This is a genomic window from Polaromonas eurypsychrophila (genome assembly GCF_014641715.1).
In the GTDB taxonomy this organism is placed as follows: domain Bacteria; phylum Pseudomonadota; class Gammaproteobacteria; order Burkholderiales; family Burkholderiaceae_C; genus Polaromonas; species Polaromonas eurypsychrophila.
Map to the genome: position 1 here is coordinate 390,763 of NZ_BMIG01000001.1, position 15,428 is coordinate 406,190.

At 64.6% G+C, this 15,428-nt stretch carries 20 protein-coding genes; 9 read left to right on the forward strand and 11 right to left on the reverse strand.

Annotated features, from left to right (window positions below):
- The first annotated feature begins 6 nt into the window (after positions 1–6).
- Positions 7–576, forward strand: coding sequence for a nucleotidyltransferase family protein (locus tag IEX16_RS01800; RefSeq protein WP_188705986.1), 570 nt, complete (start codon positions 7–9; stop codon positions 574–576).
- A 6-nt stretch (positions 577–582) separates the two neighbouring features.
- Here the strand turns inward: IEX16_RS01800 and IEX16_RS01805 are convergent, their stop codons facing one another.
- Together IEX16_RS01805 and IEX16_RS01810 are read right to left on the reverse strand one after the other, a co-directional pair.
- Positions 583–1,098 carry a superoxide dismutase family protein gene (locus IEX16_RS01805; protein ID WP_188705987.1) on the reverse strand — a complete coding sequence of 172 codons (516 nt, stop codon included), beginning with the start codon at positions 1,096–1,098 and terminating at the stop codon, positions 583–585.
- Between the two features lie 41 nt (positions 1,099–1,139).
- The gene (locus IEX16_RS01810; RefSeq protein ID WP_373288258.1) at positions 1,140–1,772 is read right to left on the reverse strand and encodes a gamma-glutamylcyclotransferase; all 633 of its coding nucleotides are present in this window, start codon (positions 1,770–1,772) and stop codon (positions 1,140–1,142) included.
- A gap of 87 nt (positions 1,773–1,859) precedes the next feature.
- Between IEX16_RS01810 and IEX16_RS01815 the strand changes: the two genes are divergently transcribed.
- The 3 genes from IEX16_RS01815 (at position 1,860) to eda (ending at position 4,984) form a co-directional block, all read left to right on the forward strand.
- On the forward strand, positions 1,860–2,390 hold the full coding sequence (locus tag IEX16_RS01815) for an OmpA family protein (RefSeq protein ID WP_188705988.1): 531 nt from the start codon (positions 1,860–1,862) through the stop codon (positions 2,388–2,390).
- 126 nt (positions 2,391–2,516) lie between these two features.
- Positions 2,517–4,337 (forward strand): phosphogluconate dehydratase, encoded by a 1,821-nt coding sequence (gene edd / locus IEX16_RS01820; protein ID WP_188705989.1) that lies wholly within the window; start codon positions 2,517–2,519, stop codon positions 4,335–4,337.
- Between the two features lie 2 nt (positions 4,338–4,339).
- Positions 4,340–4,984, forward strand: a complete 645-nt coding sequence (eda, locus tag IEX16_RS01825; RefSeq protein WP_188706271.1) for a bifunctional 4-hydroxy-2-oxoglutarate aldolase/2-dehydro-3-deoxy-phosphogluconate aldolase — start codon at positions 4,340–4,342, stop codon at positions 4,982–4,984.
- Positions 4,985–5,174: 190 nt separating this feature from the next.
- Here the strand turns inward: eda and IEX16_RS01830 are convergent, their stop codons facing one another.
- The 6 genes from IEX16_RS01830 to IEX16_RS01855 form a co-directional block, all read right to left on the reverse strand.
- Positions 5,175–6,467 (reverse strand): cytochrome c, encoded by a 1,293-nt coding sequence (locus IEX16_RS01830; protein ID WP_188705990.1) that lies wholly within the window; start codon positions 6,465–6,467, stop codon positions 5,175–5,177.
- Positions 6,464–7,219, reverse strand: a complete 756-nt coding sequence (locus IEX16_RS01835) for a c-type cytochrome (protein WP_229676110.1) — start codon at positions 7,217–7,219, stop codon at positions 6,464–6,466. The genes IEX16_RS01830 and IEX16_RS01835 overlap by 4 nt, the downstream gene beginning before the upstream one ends.
- 75 nt (positions 7,220–7,294) lie before the next feature.
- Positions 7,295–7,678, reverse strand: coding sequence for a hypothetical protein (locus IEX16_RS01840; RefSeq protein WP_188705993.1), 384 nt, complete (start codon positions 7,676–7,678; stop codon positions 7,295–7,297).
- Between the two features lie 175 nt (positions 7,679–7,853).
- Positions 7,854–8,597 carry an alpha/beta fold hydrolase gene (locus tag IEX16_RS01845; RefSeq protein ID WP_188705995.1) on the reverse strand — a complete coding sequence of 248 codons (744 nt, stop codon included), beginning with the start codon at positions 8,595–8,597 and terminating at the stop codon, positions 7,854–7,856.
- Complete coding sequence (locus IEX16_RS01850; protein ID WP_188705997.1) at positions 8,594–9,664, reverse strand: M14 family zinc carboxypeptidase; 1,071 nt, start codon at positions 9,662–9,664, stop codon at positions 8,594–8,596. Before IEX16_RS01850 ends, IEX16_RS01845 begins: the two co-directional genes overlap by 4 nt.
- Positions 9,665–9,825: 161 nt before the next feature.
- Entirely contained in the window at positions 9,826–10,122 is a 297-nt protein-coding gene (locus IEX16_RS01855) for a 2Fe-2S iron-sulfur cluster-binding protein (protein WP_188705999.1), read from the reverse strand.
- A gap of 92 nt (positions 10,123–10,214) precedes the next feature.
- On the opposite strand from IEX16_RS01855, the gene IEX16_RS01860 reads away from it, so the two are divergent.
- Entirely contained in the window at positions 10,215–10,733 is a 519-nt protein-coding gene (locus tag IEX16_RS01860) for a GNAT family N-acetyltransferase (protein ID WP_188706002.1), read from the forward strand.
- A gap of 12 nt (positions 10,734–10,745) precedes the next feature.
- On the opposite strand, the gene IEX16_RS01865 is transcribed toward IEX16_RS01860, so the two are convergent.
- Positions 10,746–10,904: a hypothetical protein gene (locus tag IEX16_RS01865; protein ID WP_188706004.1), complete on the reverse strand. Its 159-nt coding sequence runs from the start codon at positions 10,902–10,904 to the stop codon at positions 10,746–10,748.
- A 216-nt stretch (positions 10,905–11,120) separates the two neighbouring features.
- Between IEX16_RS01865 and IEX16_RS01870 the strand changes: the two genes are divergently transcribed.
- Entirely contained in the window at positions 11,121–11,672 is a 552-nt protein-coding gene (locus tag IEX16_RS01870; protein ID WP_373288259.1) for a methylated-DNA--[protein]-cysteine S-methyltransferase, read from the forward strand.
- Between the two features lie 144 nt (positions 11,673–11,816).
- On the forward strand, positions 11,817–12,170 hold the full coding sequence (locus tag IEX16_RS01875) for an ElaB/YgaM/YqjD family protein (RefSeq protein WP_188706008.1): 354 nt from the start codon (positions 11,817–11,819) through the stop codon (positions 12,168–12,170).
- Between the two features lie 9 nt (positions 12,171–12,179).
- Here the strand turns inward: IEX16_RS01875 and IEX16_RS01880 are convergent, their stop codons facing one another.
- Positions 12,180–13,307 carry a metallophosphoesterase gene (locus IEX16_RS01880; protein ID WP_188706009.1) on the reverse strand — a complete coding sequence of 376 codons (1,128 nt, stop codon included), beginning with the start codon at positions 13,305–13,307 and terminating at the stop codon, positions 12,180–12,182.
- A gap of 85 nt (positions 13,308–13,392) precedes the next feature.
- Entirely contained in the window at positions 13,393–13,812 is a 420-nt protein-coding gene (locus IEX16_RS01885; RefSeq protein ID WP_229676111.1) for a DUF2177 family protein, read from the reverse strand.
- Between the two features lie 81 nt (positions 13,813–13,893).
- Here IEX16_RS01885 and IEX16_RS01890 point away from each other — a divergent pair, with 81 nt between their 5' ends.
- On the forward strand, positions 13,894–14,814 hold the full coding sequence (locus tag IEX16_RS01890) for a DUF808 domain-containing protein (RefSeq protein WP_188706011.1): 921 nt from the start codon (positions 13,894–13,896) through the stop codon (positions 14,812–14,814).
- Positions 14,815–14,844: 30 nt separating this feature from the next.
- A complete protein-coding gene (locus tag IEX16_RS01895; RefSeq protein WP_188706013.1) occupies positions 14,845–15,354 on the forward strand; it encodes a DUF1993 domain-containing protein in 510 nt (169 codons plus the stop codon).
- The last annotated feature ends 74 nt before the right edge of the window (positions 15,355–15,428 follow it).

Below are 15,428 nucleotides of genomic sequence, written 5' to 3' on the forward strand. Positions count from 1 at the left end.
AACTCCATGTCTCCACCGTTTCCCCCTTCTTCCGCGCCTGTGGTCATCGTGCTGGCTGCCGGTCGCGGCGAGCGTTTTTCCGCTTCCGGTGGCAGCGTCCACAAGCTGGCGGCGCTGTTGGCGGGCCGACCCGTGCTTGAGCATGTACTTGCCGCCGTGCGGTCCAGTGGCCTGCCGCACCATCTGGTGCAAGCCGATGCATCGCGTCCCGGCATGGGTGACTCGATCGCAGCCGGCGTGCGGGCCACCGCTGACGCGCCGGGCTGGCTGATCCTGCCGGCCGACCTGCCGCTGGTTTGCGGTGAAAGTCTGCGTGCCGTTGCCGCTGCGCTCGCGCAGCATGCGGCGGCGGTCCCGATGTACCAGGGCACGCGCGGCCACCCGGTCGGGTTTTCCGTCGCCTGCCGCGGAGGTCTGTTGAATCTAAAGGGAAATCAGGGTGCAGCCCCTGTGCTGCGGGCGTATCAAGCTATGAATTCAATAGCATTTTTGGAGCTTGACGACATCGGCATCGTCACCGATATCGATACCGTGGAGGATCTGGAGCGCGCCGAAGTATTGCTCGCCGCGCGTTAACCGGCCTCAGCTTCTTGAGATGACCGCACAAGCCAGGCGCGGGCCGGCATTGCCGGTCGGTTGGGTTTTGTAGTCGTCCGGGTCGCGGTGAACAATCAGGCCCTTGCCCACAATGTCGTTGGCACCACTGCCCACGGTGATGGTGGACGACTCAAAGCTGAAGCGGGCCACGCCGCTGGAGTCGGCCTTCAGGCTGGGCAAATCGCCGGCGTGGTGTATGCCCAGGCCATGGTTGCCATGCGGCGCGCCGCCCGGGTTGAAGTGGCCGCCGGTGCTCATCCCGTCGCCGCTGGAGCAGTCGCCTTTTTCATGCACATGAAAGCCGTGCTCTGCATTGGGTTTGAGGCCGCGGACTTCGCCGCTGACCAGCACCTTGCCGCCGGCTTGCACAAAACTGGCGCTGCCGCTGGTGCTGTTGCCGATGGTGGACTGAAGCTGGGCACCTGCGCGCGGCCCACTGGGTGCGCTGGCACAGGCGCTCAGCAGGGTGGCGATAGCGATCAGGATCAGGTGGTTTTTCATGCTTGTCTCCGGACGGGTTGATGGGGAGTTACTCGCCAACTTTAGGCTTCTGGCTGATCGCTGGCAATCACTGTTTGCGTTTTTGACAACTTGAGCAGGCGCGCCAGGGTGGCGTCGGAGATACCGTGATGGCGCAGGCTTTCCAGCGTCTGATGCGCGTAGTCATGGGTTGTTCCGTAACGGCCGTAGGCGTCCGAAAATATTTGCCGGTAACGCGCCTCGCTGAGCTCGCCGGTGAAGTTGGGGCTGCGCCGCGACAGCGTGAAGGCCAGTGCCTGCACCGGTCCCTTGTCGGTCGTGCAGTGCAGTGAACGCGGGTCATACACGCCGGTCACCATCTCGCGCAGCCAGAGTTTGGCGATGACCTCTGGCACTTGGTGGCGCGGCACGCGGTAAACCACGCCGTGACAACTGCCGCCAGAGAGCAGCGCAAACACCAGTCCGGGGCACTCGGGCGTGCCACGGTTGATGCGGCTCCACATTTTGAGCGCGCGGTGCCAGCCGTGTACCCTGGCGCGCCGCTGCTCGGCAAAGTCGAACTCGGGCCGCCAGATCAGCGAGGCGTAGCCAAAAATCCAGAGGTCCTCCTTGCCGCCCCACTGGTGCAGAAAACGCTCCAGCATGGGGGCTGGATCGCGAAGGGTTTGCAGGCTGTCAGGCAGGTGTTTTTGCACGCCCACACTTTACAATGTTCTTCCGGTGAGCATCGCGCAAGCCTCGCCGCACGTTGGTGCACAACCGCTTCCTCGGAGATTTTCTGCATGTTTTCACAATCGGACGATGAGCAGCAGGGCTGGGTGCTGGGCCTGGTTTTCGGCCTCGTCTCGCTGTTGCTGGCCCTGGTGCTTGGCCTGGCCATCAGCCGCGTGACGGCTGTGCGCGCGGGCCTGCCGCCGGCGGCTTTTATCGCCGCTCCTGCCGCCGTTCCTGTATCGGCGGCACTGTCGGCGCAGGCCGTGTCTGACACCGCCAGCATCACTGTGGAGTATGGCGTCGTGAAGTTTTACTTTGCTTCCGGTCAGGCTGAACTCGCTGCCGGCGCGGCTGAGGCCCTGGTCGATGTGGTCAAGGGTGCACGCGGCGGAAAAAAAGTCGTCATCTCGGGCTTTCACGACGCCAAAGGCAACGCTGCGCGCAACGCCGAACTGGCCAGGCAGCGTGCGCTGGCGGTGCGTGAGGCCTTGGTCGCCGCCGGTGTGTCCGAACGGCAAATTCGCCTGGAGAAACCCGCGCAAACGGCTGGCACGGGCAGCGATGCCGAGGCGCGCCGGGTGGAAATTGCCTTGCAGTGAGCTCGCACCGGCGGCGCCTTGGCCCGCCGGTAACCGGTCTGTACCCGTGGCATTGCAGGGATTTGGTAACGCAGTAGGATGTATGAAGTAATAAAGTTACAACGCATACCAAAGAAAACCACCCCCATGAGCCTTCATCCCGTCGTCGCCCAGGTCACCGAAAAAATACGCGAGCGCAGCCGCAGTACTCGCAGCGCCTACCTCCAGCGGCTGGACGCCACCGCCACCCGCGCGATCAGCGTGGATCGCATGGGTTGCGGCAACATCGCGCACGCGGTGGCCGGCATGCCACTGGACGACCGCTTCAAGGTGGTCACTGAACGCGCGCCCAACATCGGCATCGTCACCGCTTACAACGACATGTTGTCGGCGCACACGCCGATGCAACCCTACCCGGACCTGATCAAGTGCGAGGCGCGCCAGCACGGCGCCACCGCCCAGGTGGCTGGCGGCGTGCCGGCCATGTGCGACGGCGTGACCCAGGGCACGACGGGCATGGAGCTCAGCCTGTTCAGCCGTGACGTGATCGCCATGGCCACCGCGGTGTCACTGAGCCATGACATGTTTGATGCGGCACTGATGCTGGGTGTGTGCGACAAGATCGTGCCCGGCCTGCTGATAGGTGCGCTGCATTTCGGCCACCTGCCCATGGTGTTTGTGCCTGCCGGCCCGATGCCGTCGGGGCTGCCGAACAAGGAAAAAGCCCGTGTGCGTGAACTCGCGGCGCAAGGCCTGGTTGGCCGCGACGGCCTGCTCGACGCCGAGCTCAAGAGTTACCACAGTCCCGGCACCTGCACTTTTTACGGCACCGCCAACAGCAACCAGATGCTGCTCGAAGCCATGGGCCTGCATGTTCCCGGCACGGCTTTTGTCCAGCCCGGCGGCGTCCTGCGCGACGAATTGACGCGCGAAGCCGCGCGCACGGTGCTCGGCATCGTGAAGTCGTCCAGGCGCTTCTCCCCCATCGGCAAAATTGTGGATGAAAAGGCCATCGTCAACGCCATGGTGGCCTTGCTGGCCACGGGCGGCTCGACCAACCATCTGATCCACTGGGTGGCGGTGGCGCGTTCGGCCGGCATCCTGATCGACTGGAATGATTTTTCGGATTTGTCCGATGTCGTGCCCTTACTGACCCATGTCTACCCGAACGGCAGCGCCGACGTGAACCAGTTCCAGGCGGCTGGCGGCACCGGCTTCGTGATCCGCGAACTGCTGGACGCCGGTTTCATGCACGAGGACGTGCTGACGGTGCGCGCAGGCGGCATCCGCGAGTACACGCGCGAGCCGGCCATGCAAGACGGCAAGCTGGCCTGGCACGAGATGGGTCTGTCGAAAGACGAGGCCATCGTGCGACCGGCCGGCGCGCCTTTCAGTGCCAGCGGCGGCCTCAAGCTGCTGGAGGGAAACCTGGGCCGCAGCGTGATCAAGGTCTCGGCGGTGCCGGACGACCGCCATGTGATTGAAGCGCCCGCGCGTGTTTTCGATTCACAGGAAGCGCTGCACCTGGCCTTCCAGGCCGGCGAGCTGGACCGCGATGTCATCTGCGTGGTGCGCTGGCAAGGCCCGCAGGCTAATGGCATGCCCGAGCTGCACAAACTCACGCCGCCGCTGGCGGTGCTGCAGGGCAAGGGCTTTCGGGTGGCGCTGGTGACCGACGGGCGCATGAGCGGCGCTTCGGGCAAAGTGCCGGCGGCGATTCATGTGTCGCCCGAGTCCGCCGCAGGCGGGCCGCTGGCGAAAGTGCGCGACGGTGACGTGATTCTGCTGGACGCCATCAGCGGCATACTCGAGATAATGGTGCCGGCCGCCGACTGGGCTGCCCGCCAGACCGCCGTGATGCCTGAGGCATTGCGCGTCGCCAATGGCCTGGGAATGGGGCGCGAGTTGTTTGCGGGAATGCGGCGCAATGCGCTGGCCGCTGAAGAAGGAGCTTTGTCGTGGACATAACAATGGATGGCGTCGCCGGGCCGCTGACGGCCTTGCAGGTGATGCAGGATGCTGCAGTGATCCCGGTGATTGTGCTGACAGATGTGGCGCACGCTGTGCCGCTGGCACGCGCGCTGGTAGCCGGCGGTATCCGCATGCTCGAAGTGACCTTGCGCACGCCTCAGGCGCTGGCCTGCATCGAGGCGATTGCGCGTGACGTGCCCGAGGCGGTGGTCGGCGCCGGCACCGCGCGCAGCGCGGCCGATGTGCAGGCCTGCGCGATGGCTGGCGCGCGTTTCATCGTGAGCCCGGGATACACCCACGCGGTCGGTACGGCCTGCCGCGATGCACATCTGCCGCTACTGCCCGGTGTGGCCACCGGCAGCGAAATCATGGCGGCGCAGGAAGACGGCTACACCGAGCTCAAGTTTTTCCCGGCCTTGCAGGCCGGCGGGCTGGCCATGCTCAAGGCCTGGGGCGGACCTTTCGGGGATGTGAAGTTTTGCCCCACCGGCGGCATCACCGCCGCCAACGCGGCGGAGTTTCTGGCGCTGGCCAACGTCGCCTGCGTTGGCGGCTCCTGGCTGGTGCCAGGCGATGCGCTGGCACGCGGCGACTGGGCCCGGGTCAGTGAGTTGGCGCGGCAGGCGGCTGGTTTGCCCAGATAATTTTTACAGACAAAACTGACCATCAGACCCTTGTTGACGGGCATCAGAAGCTATTGAATTCATAACAAGTGCGCTGCGCTGCTTGTCATCCGGACTTGATGCGAAATCCTTGTTTGCGAACCGTGCCGCGTGATGTACCCACAAGCCGGGTTGGCGGCAAGCGCCAGATGCCGCGTGATGCCTGAGCTACCTAACGCGTGCCCGACGCCCGCATCCGGTTCACCTCCAGGGGTGTCACAACGCCCGCCCGGTTCCCCCACGACTGGCGGATGTGGGTCAGCACCGCCGCGATGTCGCCGTCGCTGAGTTCCAGCACGAAAGGTGGCATGCCGAATGGCCGCGGGTTGCCTGCGGTGGCCGGCGCATAGCCCCCATTGAGGACGATCTGCATCAGATTGGCGGACTGCGCCATGGTCACCGCGCGGTTGCCGGCCAGCGCCGGATAGGCCTGAGGCACACCGCGGCCCTGCTCGCCGTGACATTGCGCGCAATGCTGCTCATAGAGTTTGGCGCCACGCGCCAGCACGCTTGCCTGCGCTGCGGGTGCTGCCTGCACCGCCGCCATCGCCGTGATCGCCGGTGGGGTCAGTTCCTTCAAAAACTGCGCCATGGCGCCGAGGTCGGCGTCGCTCAAATACTGGGTGCTGCGCAGCACCACCTCGGCCATCGGACCGGTGGCCGAGGCGCGCGGCGAGACGCCGGTTTTCAGCAGGGCCACGATGTGCTGGCGGTCCCAGTCGCCGACGCCGGCTTCATGCGGCGAGCTCAGCGATGGCGCGTACCAGTTTTGCATCGGTATCAACCCACCGGCCAGGTCCAGCGCCTCGCTGCTGGCGCCCAGCGCGTTGCGCGCGGTGTGGCAGGCGGCGCAGTGCCCCAGGCCCCGGACCAGGTAAGCGCCGCGGTTCCATTCGGCGCTGCGCTGCTTGTCGGTCTCGTAGACGCCGGGTTTGAAATACAGCGCGCGCCAGATCGCCAGCGCGGCTTGCGAATCGTAGGGGAAACGCAGCACATTCGGCGTCCTGGCGCGCTCCACCGCCGGCAGGCTGCCGAAGTAGGCAAACAGCGCGTCTGAATCCTCGCGCGTCACCTGGGTGTAGTTGGGGTAGGGGAAGGCCGGGTAAAGCAGGCGGCCGTTTTTGGAGCGGCCGTTGTGCATGGCGCGCCAGAAGTGCGCGGGCGACCAGCTACCCAGGCCGGTTTTTTCGTCGGGCGTGAGGTTGCTGCTGTAGACCGTGCCGAACGGTGTGTCTATGGGCCGTCCGCCCGCGTAGCTGGGTTCGCCGCGCGCGCTGTGGCAACTGATGCAGTTTCCGGCACGCGCCAGGTAAGCGCCGCGCGCGATCAGGCTGTCGCCGGGGGTGATCGCGGCGACCGGCACCCGCACATCGACCTCGTCGCGCAGATTGAGCCAGGTCACCGCCGCCGCGGTAGCGGCCATCAGCAGGCTGAGGGCGGACAGCCACAACAGCAATTTTTTCATGGCCTGGCCTTCAGCGCGTTGGCTGGTGCGCCGGCGCAGGTCAAGGTGACCGCGCCGGGCGCCGCGGCGGGCAGGGTGGTGGCCGGCTTGCTGTTGGCAGGCAGTGGCTGCGCGGCCAGCCAGCTCGCTACAGCGTTGAGTTCGTCCAGGTTCAGGCGCTCCACCACCTGCTTCATGCAGTCGGGCGAGTGGGCGCGGCGTTGGCCGGTTTTCCAGGCACCGAGCTGGGCATTGAGGTAGTCGCGCGGCAGCCCCAGCAGGCCGGGTATCGCGGGCACGACACCGGTCATGGCCTGGCCGTGGCAGGCCACGCAGGCCGGCACGCGCCGCGCTGCATCACCCTGCAGCACCAGTTGCCGGCCCTGACGCAGCAGGTCGGCAGAAGCGGTGGCCGGCACCGGCGCCGGGTAGGCCACCTGGAGGCTCGAGAAATACTGGGCAATTTCCATCAGGTAGCTATCGCTCAGCGGCTCCACCAGTTGCGTCATCAGCCCGTAATGGCGCCGCCCGTCGCGAAAGTTAAGCAACTGGTTGTAGAGGTAACCTGCCGGCTTGCCGGCCAGGCGTGGGTAATAACCGTCGGGCCCGGCCCGGCCCTGCGGGCCATGGCAGGCGGTGCAGGCCACGGTGCGCTGGGCGATGTTGTCTTCAAATGGGGCGGCGGCCTGGCCAGCAGCGGCGCTGCCGGCTAGCAGCGCCCAGCCCGTTAGCCATCGTGCGACCGGTGCGCGCCATCCGGAAGGAAGATTCATCATGGGGAGATCATGCCTTGAGAAGCGGGCTGACGCCGCAACCGGGCGCATGGCCCCGCCGTTTGTCAGCGTTTGTCAGCGTTTCGGGCTGGAACGCAGGCAGGCCAGAAAATGGTCCCAACTGGTTTGCAGCTCCTTCAAACGTGCGCCCTTGTCGAGCACGGCGCCGCCGGCTGCCTCGGTGCGCCTGACCACCTTGGCCAAGGCGCTGGCGGGGAGCGGGCCGATCTGGCAGCGCAGGTCTGCGGCCTTGCGGCGCAGCTCGGCAATGGCGTCCTTGGTCAGGGACTTGTTGTCCGACAAGGCGATGGCACCCACCAACTCGGCCATCTCAAGCAGCAGCGTGTCCAGGTACCAGACAGCGGCCGTACCCAGCGCCAGTGCCCAGACGCGTTTGGGCTGGCCCGGCGGGGGCGCAGGCCCGGCGGTCTCGGGCAAGGGTGCTAGGAGGGTCGTCATGGCGATTTTTCTGCAGACCTTAACTTGAGGTGGAAACTGAATTTTGCCTGACCAGGAGCCCGACGGGCGCCCACGGACTGTGAACAGGTCATGCGCGAGGTGCATTCATGGATGGATTAAAAGCGCCACCATCCCATGGCTGGCGAGCGTGACAAGCTATCAAAACAGGAGCGATTCAGACTGTGGCCAGCCAGTCGGTGATGGTCTGGCAGACCCAGTCAGCGTCGTCATGTGGCAGATCGTGACCGGCCCAGGGGTGTTGCTGATGGCTGGCCTGCCATGCCTGTGCCAGGCGCAGTGAACAACGCGGATGCACCAGCCGGTCGACGCTGGATGACAGCAGCAGCGTGGGGCAGTGCGGCTTGCCTGCAGCCGCTGAAAATTGCACTGCTGCCCACAGTTGGCGCCAGGCATTGCTGGCCTGTACCGGCGCGCTCTTGCGGATATGAACCCAGGCTGCCAGATCTTTTTCCATGGCTGCGCTGCGCTCGCAGGTCAGCGCGTGAATCACGCGCTCGCTGTCCCTGACATCGTCCCAGCGCGCGGCCAGCCGCAGTAGCGTCGGCCAGTTGCCGGGGCGCAGCCGTTCGGTGGCGCGGCTGAAGGGGCGCATGCTGGTGTTGATCAGCACCAGCGCGGCCACCTCGCCAGGGAACTGCTGCGCCCAGTCGGTGGCGACCATGCCGCCCAGCGACATCGCCAGCAGCCGGTAGGGTGGCGCGCAGCCTTGGCGCTGCAATTGCGCTCGCGCAAAAACCGTCATGGCAGGTACCGTTGCCGGTGAGCGCAGCTTGCAGAACGTGCCGTTTCCTGGCAAGTCCAGCGCGACCACGGTGTCGCCGGTGGCCGCCAGTTGCTGCGGCAGGCCGCCCCAGTGGCGTGCCTCCCGTGCCAGGCCGCGCAACAGCACCCAGCTCATGGCGCGCGCCGGGGCCGCCAGTGGGCGCTGGCCTGTTGTTGCAACTCGGTCCGGCGCGCTGCCAGCGGCAGCCAGCCGGGCGCGGCATAGGCGGCCCGCGTGAGGAAGTCCAGCAGGTCCACATGGCGGCGCAGCACGCGTTTGATGCGGTGCGCCTTGATCGGGTTGAAGATGCCGTGCCGCGAGAACAACTGGCGCGGATTCTTGCGTATCCACAACCAGGAGCCAAGCTCCAGCGTCATCGGCAAAAATACGTGGCCTGCGGGCGCGTGTTCATAAGCGTGGTCCCACAGGTCGCCGTGCAGCAGGTACTGGTTGCTCTGCGGCTCAAAGCTGTAATCGTGGTGCGGCATCGCTTGCTCCAGCATGGTCTTGAGCGCAAACATCTCGGGCAGATGCGCCATCAGCCGGCGTGTTTTCGCATAAGGAAACCAGATGCTGTCGTCAAAGCCGTAACCCGAATGGCAGTCGAGCGCCAGGCTGAAGGGACGGCAGGCCAGTTGCTCACGCACCACCTGCAGCAGCGCCGTACTTTCGGTTTCCATGGGCGCACCGGGCCGGCCGCAGTACCAGGGCAGCAGCGGGCTCATGGTTTGACCGCCAGCCAGAAAAGGCACGCGGCTTTCGGCGCGCTGCGCTGCATTGCGCATCAGGTCCACGCCGCGCGGGTTGGCGCGTTTGTGCGCCCACATGCCGCCTGGGTTGACGATGGGCATGAACACCAGCCGGACGTTTTGCAACTGTTGCCGCAGCAGCGTGTCCCATTCGAGCCGCCACAGCAGCGCACGCATGTAATGCAGGATCAGCTGCGTGCCGATGCGCTCCAGACCGTGAATGCCGCCGAAAAAACCAATCGCCGGGGCGCGTGGGTCGCGTGAGCCGATGGCGGCGGTGAACAGCTCAAACGAGGGACCGGCGGTGTGGACCTCGGCGACGGTCTGCACCTCAAAGTGCGCGCCGCCGGACCGCAGCAGGGCCTTGAAGTCTTCATGTTCGGCAAAAGTCGCTGCGGCATCGGGTGTGCGGGCGAAGCGGTAGGCGTCGGCGGGCGGGTGCAAAAAATCCATATTCCCATCCTTGCAGACTTGTGTGACAAATCACTGCATGCATGCCTCCCTGCCAGCCAAATTGCCATGAAAAAAGGAGCTGATTCCGCCCATCGCCCATCGCCCATCGCCCATCGCCCATCGCCCATCGCGCATGGGCTGGAGGCTGATTTGGTTTGAAGTTACGGGCCAGGCGGCAGCAGCACCAAATCAGATGCTGGAAAGGCCACGCAGGGCAGGATCCAGCCCTCGGCCTTTTCCTCGGCGCTCAGGCCTGGCCACGCGATGCGGTAGCTCACCTGACCGCTGGCCAGCCGGCAGACGCAACTGCGGCAGCTGCCGTTGCGGCAGGAGCTTTCGAGAAAAATGCTGGCCTGCAGCGCCGACTGCAGCAGCGGCCGGCCGGCCGCTGCGTCGAAAGGCTCACCGTCCGGCAGCAGGCGCGCGCTGTAAACCGGATCGGTAGACGTCTTCGTCATGGCCTGAAGTTTAGGGGTCCGGGCATCAGGGCGGTTTTCATTTGCTGCGACAATCCGGGTCCCCCAGCAACGATTCTCCCAGAGCCTCTTTCATGTCCAGCTACCAAGTCCGACCCGCTACCGTGCGCGATGCCAAAGCCATTGCCGAAATCAACGCCACCTCCTCACGCGCCGCCTACCAGGGACTGGTTCCCGACGACCAGCTCGGTACCCTGTCCATTGACAAGCGCCAGCAGTTCTGGCGCGATGCCATCGAGTACATGGAGCCGCAGGTGCAGGTCGCCACCGATGGCGATAAGGTCGTGGGTTTTGTCGGGTTCGACCGTTCGCGCGACAAGGGCACACCTTCAGCCTGCGGCGAAATTTGGGCCATTTATGTGGACCCGGCACACTGGAACCAGGGTGTGGGCGTGGCTCTGTGGGACGCCGCCAACGACGGGCTCAAGGAAGAAGGCTGCACCAAGGTCACCGTCTGGGTGCCGGTGCGCAATGAGCGCGCACTGCGCTTTCACGAACACGCCGGTTTCAAGCGTGAGATGGCATCGCTGAAAACCGTGCTCGTGGGCACCGTGAAGCTCGAAGAAATACGCCTGAGGCGCGACGTCGGCTGAACCTCGGCTGTCTCAGGAGGGCACGTCCAGCACGCGCTCCTCGTCGGGAATCACCGACATGTCTTCGTCCGGCGACAGCGGCAGGTCTTCGGTGTCTTCGGCCAAGCCGGTCTCGTCCGGGTTGACTTCGCGCGGTCGTCCTTCATGTGTGCTGGCGGAAAAATGGGTCATGGTCATGCTCCGGTTAAGGCCCTATCTTGCGCGTCCCCCGGCAAGACCCCCCTAGGAAAACCATGCCAGTTCCTGTCGGTGCCGACCGACAGACTTTTGCACGACATTTCTAGGCTTTTTCCCATAGCCAGCAAGGATTGACAGCTACAAATTCAGTAGCAAGTTTCGCGCTGTTGCGGCGGCGTGGAGCGGTCTTGTATTAGGATGTCCGTTAGCTTGAGCGCCGCCACCCCCACCGTCTTTTTTGCACTGTTCGACACCGCCGTCGGCGCTTGTGGCATTGCCTGGGGCGACGCGGGAATTTGCGGCATGCAGTTGCCGGAAGCTGACGCCGCGCAAACACGCGTGCGCATGGGCCAGCGTTTTCCTGCAGCGGCCGAGGCTGCCCCTGGCGAGGCGGTACAAGTGGCCATTGGCGGCATCCGCGCCATGTTGCGCGGCGAGGCGCACGCGCTGGATGCGATAGTCTTCGACATGCGCGGCGTGCCGGCCTTTTACCAACGCGTGTACGCCGTCGCGCGTGCCATACCGCCGGGCCAGACCCTGACCTATGGCGAAGTGGCGGCCCGGCTCGGCGAGCCCGGCGCCGCGCGCGCTGTCGGGCAGGCGCTGGGGCGCAACCCGTTTGCGCCGGTGGTGCCCTGCCACCGCGTGCTGGCTGCAGGTGACAAGCCGGGCGGATTTTCCGCGAGCGGCGGCATTCGCACCAAGCTGCGGCTCCTGATCATCGAAGGCGCGATGCGCGGCACACCGGGTCTGTTCGACTGACTAGCTGCCTTGTCCTACAGTCGAGTCATCCCCTTGCGCACAGGCAAGCCGGGATCGCTGTCTCAAAGTAAAGAAAGCGTTCACCAGCCGGCCTCCGCCGGCGCTGTGGGCAGACTGCAAGCTCTTACTTTGAAGGAATTCATCATGGAAACATCCAATGGCACCTCCAGCGGCATCAGCAGCGGCGAAAGCGCCTTGTTGCGTGGCGTCAGCCAGGCCGGCAGCTCGCTGCACAACACCATCGACAAGGTCGCCGAGCCGGCCCGCACCACCGTGGACCGTGCCGCTACTGTGGCTCACAACACGGTGGACAAACTCGCCAGCGGCGCCAGCAGCGTGGCCGGCAAATTCAGCGACCAGGCGCACCGTTTCACCGATGCACCGTTGCAGGCCGTGGATTACTCCAAGGCCTACATCAAAGACCATCCACTGCAGGCCGTTGGTGCCGCGCTGCTGGTGGGGCTGATCTTCGGCCGCCTGACCGCCAGCCGCCATTGACCTGCGCGATCAGGAAACGGTCACCAGCCGCAGGCAGGTGATTTCGGACGGCGCGCCGAAGCGTTTCGGCGGCCCCCAATAACCGGTGCCCCGGCTGGTGTAAATCCACAGATTTTCAAGCCGGTGTAATCCTGCAGTAAACGGTTGCTGGAAGCGAACGAACAAGCCCCAGGGCCAGAACTGGCCGCCATGAGTATGACCCGAGAGTTGCAGATCAAAGCCGGCTTTTTCCGCTTCGACAGCGCTGCGTGGCTGGTGCGCCAGCAACAACCTGAACGCCGCATTGGCCGGTGAACCAGCCAGCGCCGCATGCGGGTCGCTGCGGTGTGAACTGTCAAAATGGCCGGCGCTCCAGTCTGCGACACCGGCCAAGACCAGGCCGTGGGGCAGCACCACATGTTCATTCATCAGCACCCGCACGCCGAGGCGGTTCAGCTCCTGGATCCAGGCGTGGGCGCCTGAATAATACTCGTGGTTGCCAGTGACGAAGTAGGTGCCATGCACCGACGACAAGCCAGCCAGCGGCGCCACATGCGGGGCCAGGTCTGCCACCGTGCCATCCACCAGATCGCCAGTCACTGCCACCATGTCCACCTGCAGTTCGTTGACCACGTTCACTATGGCTTGCAGGTAGCCGCGCTTGATGGTGGGCCCGACATGGATGTCGCTGATCTGTGCAATCGAAAAACCATGCAGGGCGGTCGGCAGGCCGACTATCGGCACCTCGACCCGGACCACAGCGGCGGTGCGCCTGGCGTTGAAAAAACCTAAAAAAGTCATCAGCAGCCCGAGCAGCGCAACCGCCGCTGCTGATCCTGCGTTGAGGCCTGGCCATGAAAAAGTACCCGGACGTACCAGAAGCCACAGCCAGCCTGCGAGCAGAGCGGCCTCGCGCAGCAGGCTCAAGACAAACACCGACGAGAACAGGCCCATGAATAACATGCCGGTCCAGGTCACGCGGTCGGCCAGCAGCGGAGACTTGAAGCGCCGCGCCGTAAGGCCCATCGGCATCAGCACCATGGATGCCAGCAGGCTCAAGCCCAGCAGCAGCTGGGCGACAGGCCAAGCTGCCAGCGCGGGGATCAGGCGGACGCCCAGGTAGGCGTGCAGAAAAAGGGAAAAGAAAAACAGAGACATGGGTGCTCGCAGGGGCAACGTCGGTTGGCGCCCCAAGGATGTGGCAGCAAACTCTTGAAATACAAGCGCCGACTACAAGGGCCGGTTAGGCGGCCGGGCGCGAACCCCAGGCTTGAACTGCAGCATATCCCGCCAACGCACTGCCGCAGGACAGCGCTGCGCCCCAGGCCATGTCCACCAGCGTCAGCTGCCATGGCCAGCCCTTGAGCGTGGCGAGGTTGCTCAGGTCGTAGGTGCCATAGGCCAGCAGGCCAAAAAACGCGGCGAGTGCGGCGCAATTTATCCACCTTTGTTTTTCCAGGCCGGGGCGCACGGCAAATACCACCAGGCCGACCGGGTACAGCAGGTAAAACAGCGCCGCCGGCAGCAGCAGCGGCTGCTCCCGCATCAGCGGACCGATCCAGGCCTGGTAAGAGCCGGTCATCAGCAGGCCCAGCCAGAGCATGTCGGCGGCCAGAAAAAACACCAAGGTGCCAGCGTAAGCGATCAGCGAGTTTTTTATCATCCGGTCATTGTGTACCGGCGCAGCAAAGCCTGCTTTCCTGCTGCGACAATGGTCAGCCCATCACTTTTCCGGTAAATCCCCATGGCCAGCAGCCTGTTTGCATTGCTTGACGATATCGCCACCGTGCTTGACGACGTGGCCTTGCTGACCAAAGTCGCGGCCAAGAAAAGTGCGGGTGTTCTTGGTGATGACCTGGCGCTCAATGCGCAGCAGGTCGCCGGCGTCAAGGCCGAGCGCGAGTTGCCGGTGGTCTGGGCTGTCGCTAAAGGCTCATTTCTGAACAAAGCCATTCTGGTGCCGGCCGCGCTGGCGATCAGCGCGTTTGCGCCTTGGTCCGTCACGCCACTGCTGATGGTCGGTGGGGCTTTTCTTTGCTACGAGGGTTTCGAGAAACTCGCGCACAAGTTTTTGCACAGCAAGGCCGAGGATGCGGCGCATGAGAAGAAACTGCTGGAAGCGCTGGCCGACCCTACCGTGGACCTGGTGGCGGCCGAGAAAGACAAGATCAAGGGTGCGGTGCGCACCGACTTCATTCTGTCGGCTGAAATCATTGCGATCACGCTGGGCACGGTGCAGGACAGCGCTTTCCTCACCCAGATCAGCGTGCTCAGCGGCATCGCCATCTTGATGACCGTCGGCGTTTACGGCCTGGTCGCCGGCATCGTCAAGCTCGACGACGGCGGCCTGCACCTGAGCAAAAAAACCGGTGCCCTGCGCGCGCTGGGTGTGGGCATTCTGGCCACCGCACCCTGGCTCATGAAGGGCCTGTCGGTGGCCGGCACCGCCGCCATGTTTTTGGTGGGCGGCGGCATCCTGACCCACGGTATCCCGGCCCTGGACCATGCCATCGAGGCCCTGTCTGCAGCCGCCGGCACGGTGCTGGGCGCCATCACCCTCCTGCTGGCTGATGCGGTGGTTGGCATCGCGGCCGGCGCGCTGGTGCTGGCCGCGGTGACACTTGTCAAACGCCTGCTGCCAAAACGCAGCGCGCCAGCGGCTTGACCCCTTTTTTTCTTTTCAAGGACCTTTCTCATGACCCTCTCGATGTATCAGGCTTCCGTTCCCGTATTCAAGCAAATGCTGGGCGCGCTCAGCGCCGTGCTGGCCAAAGCCGAAGCCCATGCTGTGGCGAAAAAAATCGAGCCCAATGCCTTGTTGCAGGCCCGTCTGTTCCCCGACATGTTTGCCCTGCTGCGCCAGGTGCAGATTGCCTGCGACTTCGCCAAAGGGGTGTCGGCGCGTCTGGCCGGCGCAGAGGTGCCGGGTTTTGAGGACAAGGAAGAGACTTTTGCCGATCTGCAGGCGCGGATTGAAAAAACGCTGGCCTTTGTAACCAGCCTGGAGGTTTCCCAAATCGATGGCAGCGAAGAGCGCCGCATCGTAACGCAGGCCGGCACACCCAAGGAAAAAATCTTCACCGGCCAGTCCTACCTGCTGAACTATGGTTTGCCGCATTTCTTTTTTCACACCACCACGGCCTATGCCATCCTGCGCAACAGTGGTGTCGACGTGGGCAAAAAGGACTACGTCGGAACTTATTGATCGGGCTTGCTGTAGCCCGATAGTTTGCCGGCTGTTAACCGCGACGGCCGGGGCCAGGGCGCGGAGGTTTCGTC

Coding starts and splice junctions, on each gene's coding strand:
- IEX16_RS01800 (WP_188705986.1), top strand. CDS start 7: ATGTCTCCACCGTTTCCCCCTTCTTCCGCGCCTGTGGTCATCGTGCTG.
- IEX16_RS01880 (WP_188706009.1), bottom strand. CDS start 13,307: ATGTCTCTGTTTTTCTTTTCCCTTTTTCTGCACGCCTACCTGGGCGTC.
- IEX16_RS01845 (WP_188705995.1), bottom strand. CDS start 8,597: ATGAGCTGGGTGCTGTTGCGCGGCCTGGCACGGGAGGCACGCCACTGG.
- IEX16_RS01885 (WP_229676111.1), bottom strand. CDS start 13,812: ATGATAAAAAACTCGCTGATCGCTTACGCTGGCACCTTGGTGTTTTTT.
- IEX16_RS01855 (WP_188705999.1), bottom strand. CDS start 10,122: ATGACGAAGACGTCTACCGATCCGGTTTACAGCGCGCGCCTGCTGCCG.
- IEX16_RS01860 (WP_188706002.1), top strand. CDS start 10,215: ATGTCCAGCTACCAAGTCCGACCCGCTACCGTGCGCGATGCCAAAGCC.
- IEX16_RS01890 (WP_188706011.1), top strand. CDS start 13,894: ATGGCCAGCAGCCTGTTTGCATTGCTTGACGATATCGCCACCGTGCTT.
- IEX16_RS01805 (WP_188705987.1), bottom strand. CDS start 1,098: ATGAAAAACCACCTGATCCTGATCGCTATCGCCACCCTGCTGAGCGCC.
- IEX16_RS01840 (WP_188705993.1), bottom strand. CDS start 7,678: ATGACGACCCTCCTAGCACCCTTGCCCGAGACCGCCGGGCCTGCGCCC.
- IEX16_RS01850 (WP_188705997.1), bottom strand. CDS start 9,664: ATGGATTTTTTGCACCCGCCCGCCGACGCCTACCGCTTCGCCCGCACA.
- IEX16_RS01815 (WP_188705988.1), top strand. CDS start 1,860: ATGTTTTCACAATCGGACGATGAGCAGCAGGGCTGGGTGCTGGGCCTG.
- IEX16_RS01895 (WP_188706013.1), top strand. CDS start 14,845: ATGACCCTCTCGATGTATCAGGCTTCCGTTCCCGTATTCAAGCAAATG.
- IEX16_RS01830 (WP_188705990.1), bottom strand. CDS start 6,467: ATGAAAAAATTGCTGTTGTGGCTGTCCGCCCTCAGCCTGCTGATGGCC.
- eda (WP_188706271.1), top strand. CDS start 4,340: ATGGATGGCGTCGCCGGGCCGCTGACGGCCTTGCAGGTGATGCAGGAT.
- IEX16_RS01875 (WP_188706008.1), top strand. CDS start 11,817: ATGGAAACATCCAATGGCACCTCCAGCGGCATCAGCAGCGGCGAAAGC.
- IEX16_RS01865 (WP_188706004.1), bottom strand. CDS start 10,904: ATGACCCATTTTTCCGCCAGCACACATGAAGGACGACCGCGCGAAGTC.
- edd (WP_188705989.1), top strand. CDS start 2,517: ATGAGCCTTCATCCCGTCGTCGCCCAGGTCACCGAAAAAATACGCGAG.
- IEX16_RS01835 (WP_229676110.1), bottom strand. CDS start 7,219: ATGAATCTTCCTTCCGGATGGCGCGCACCGGTCGCACGATGGCTAACG.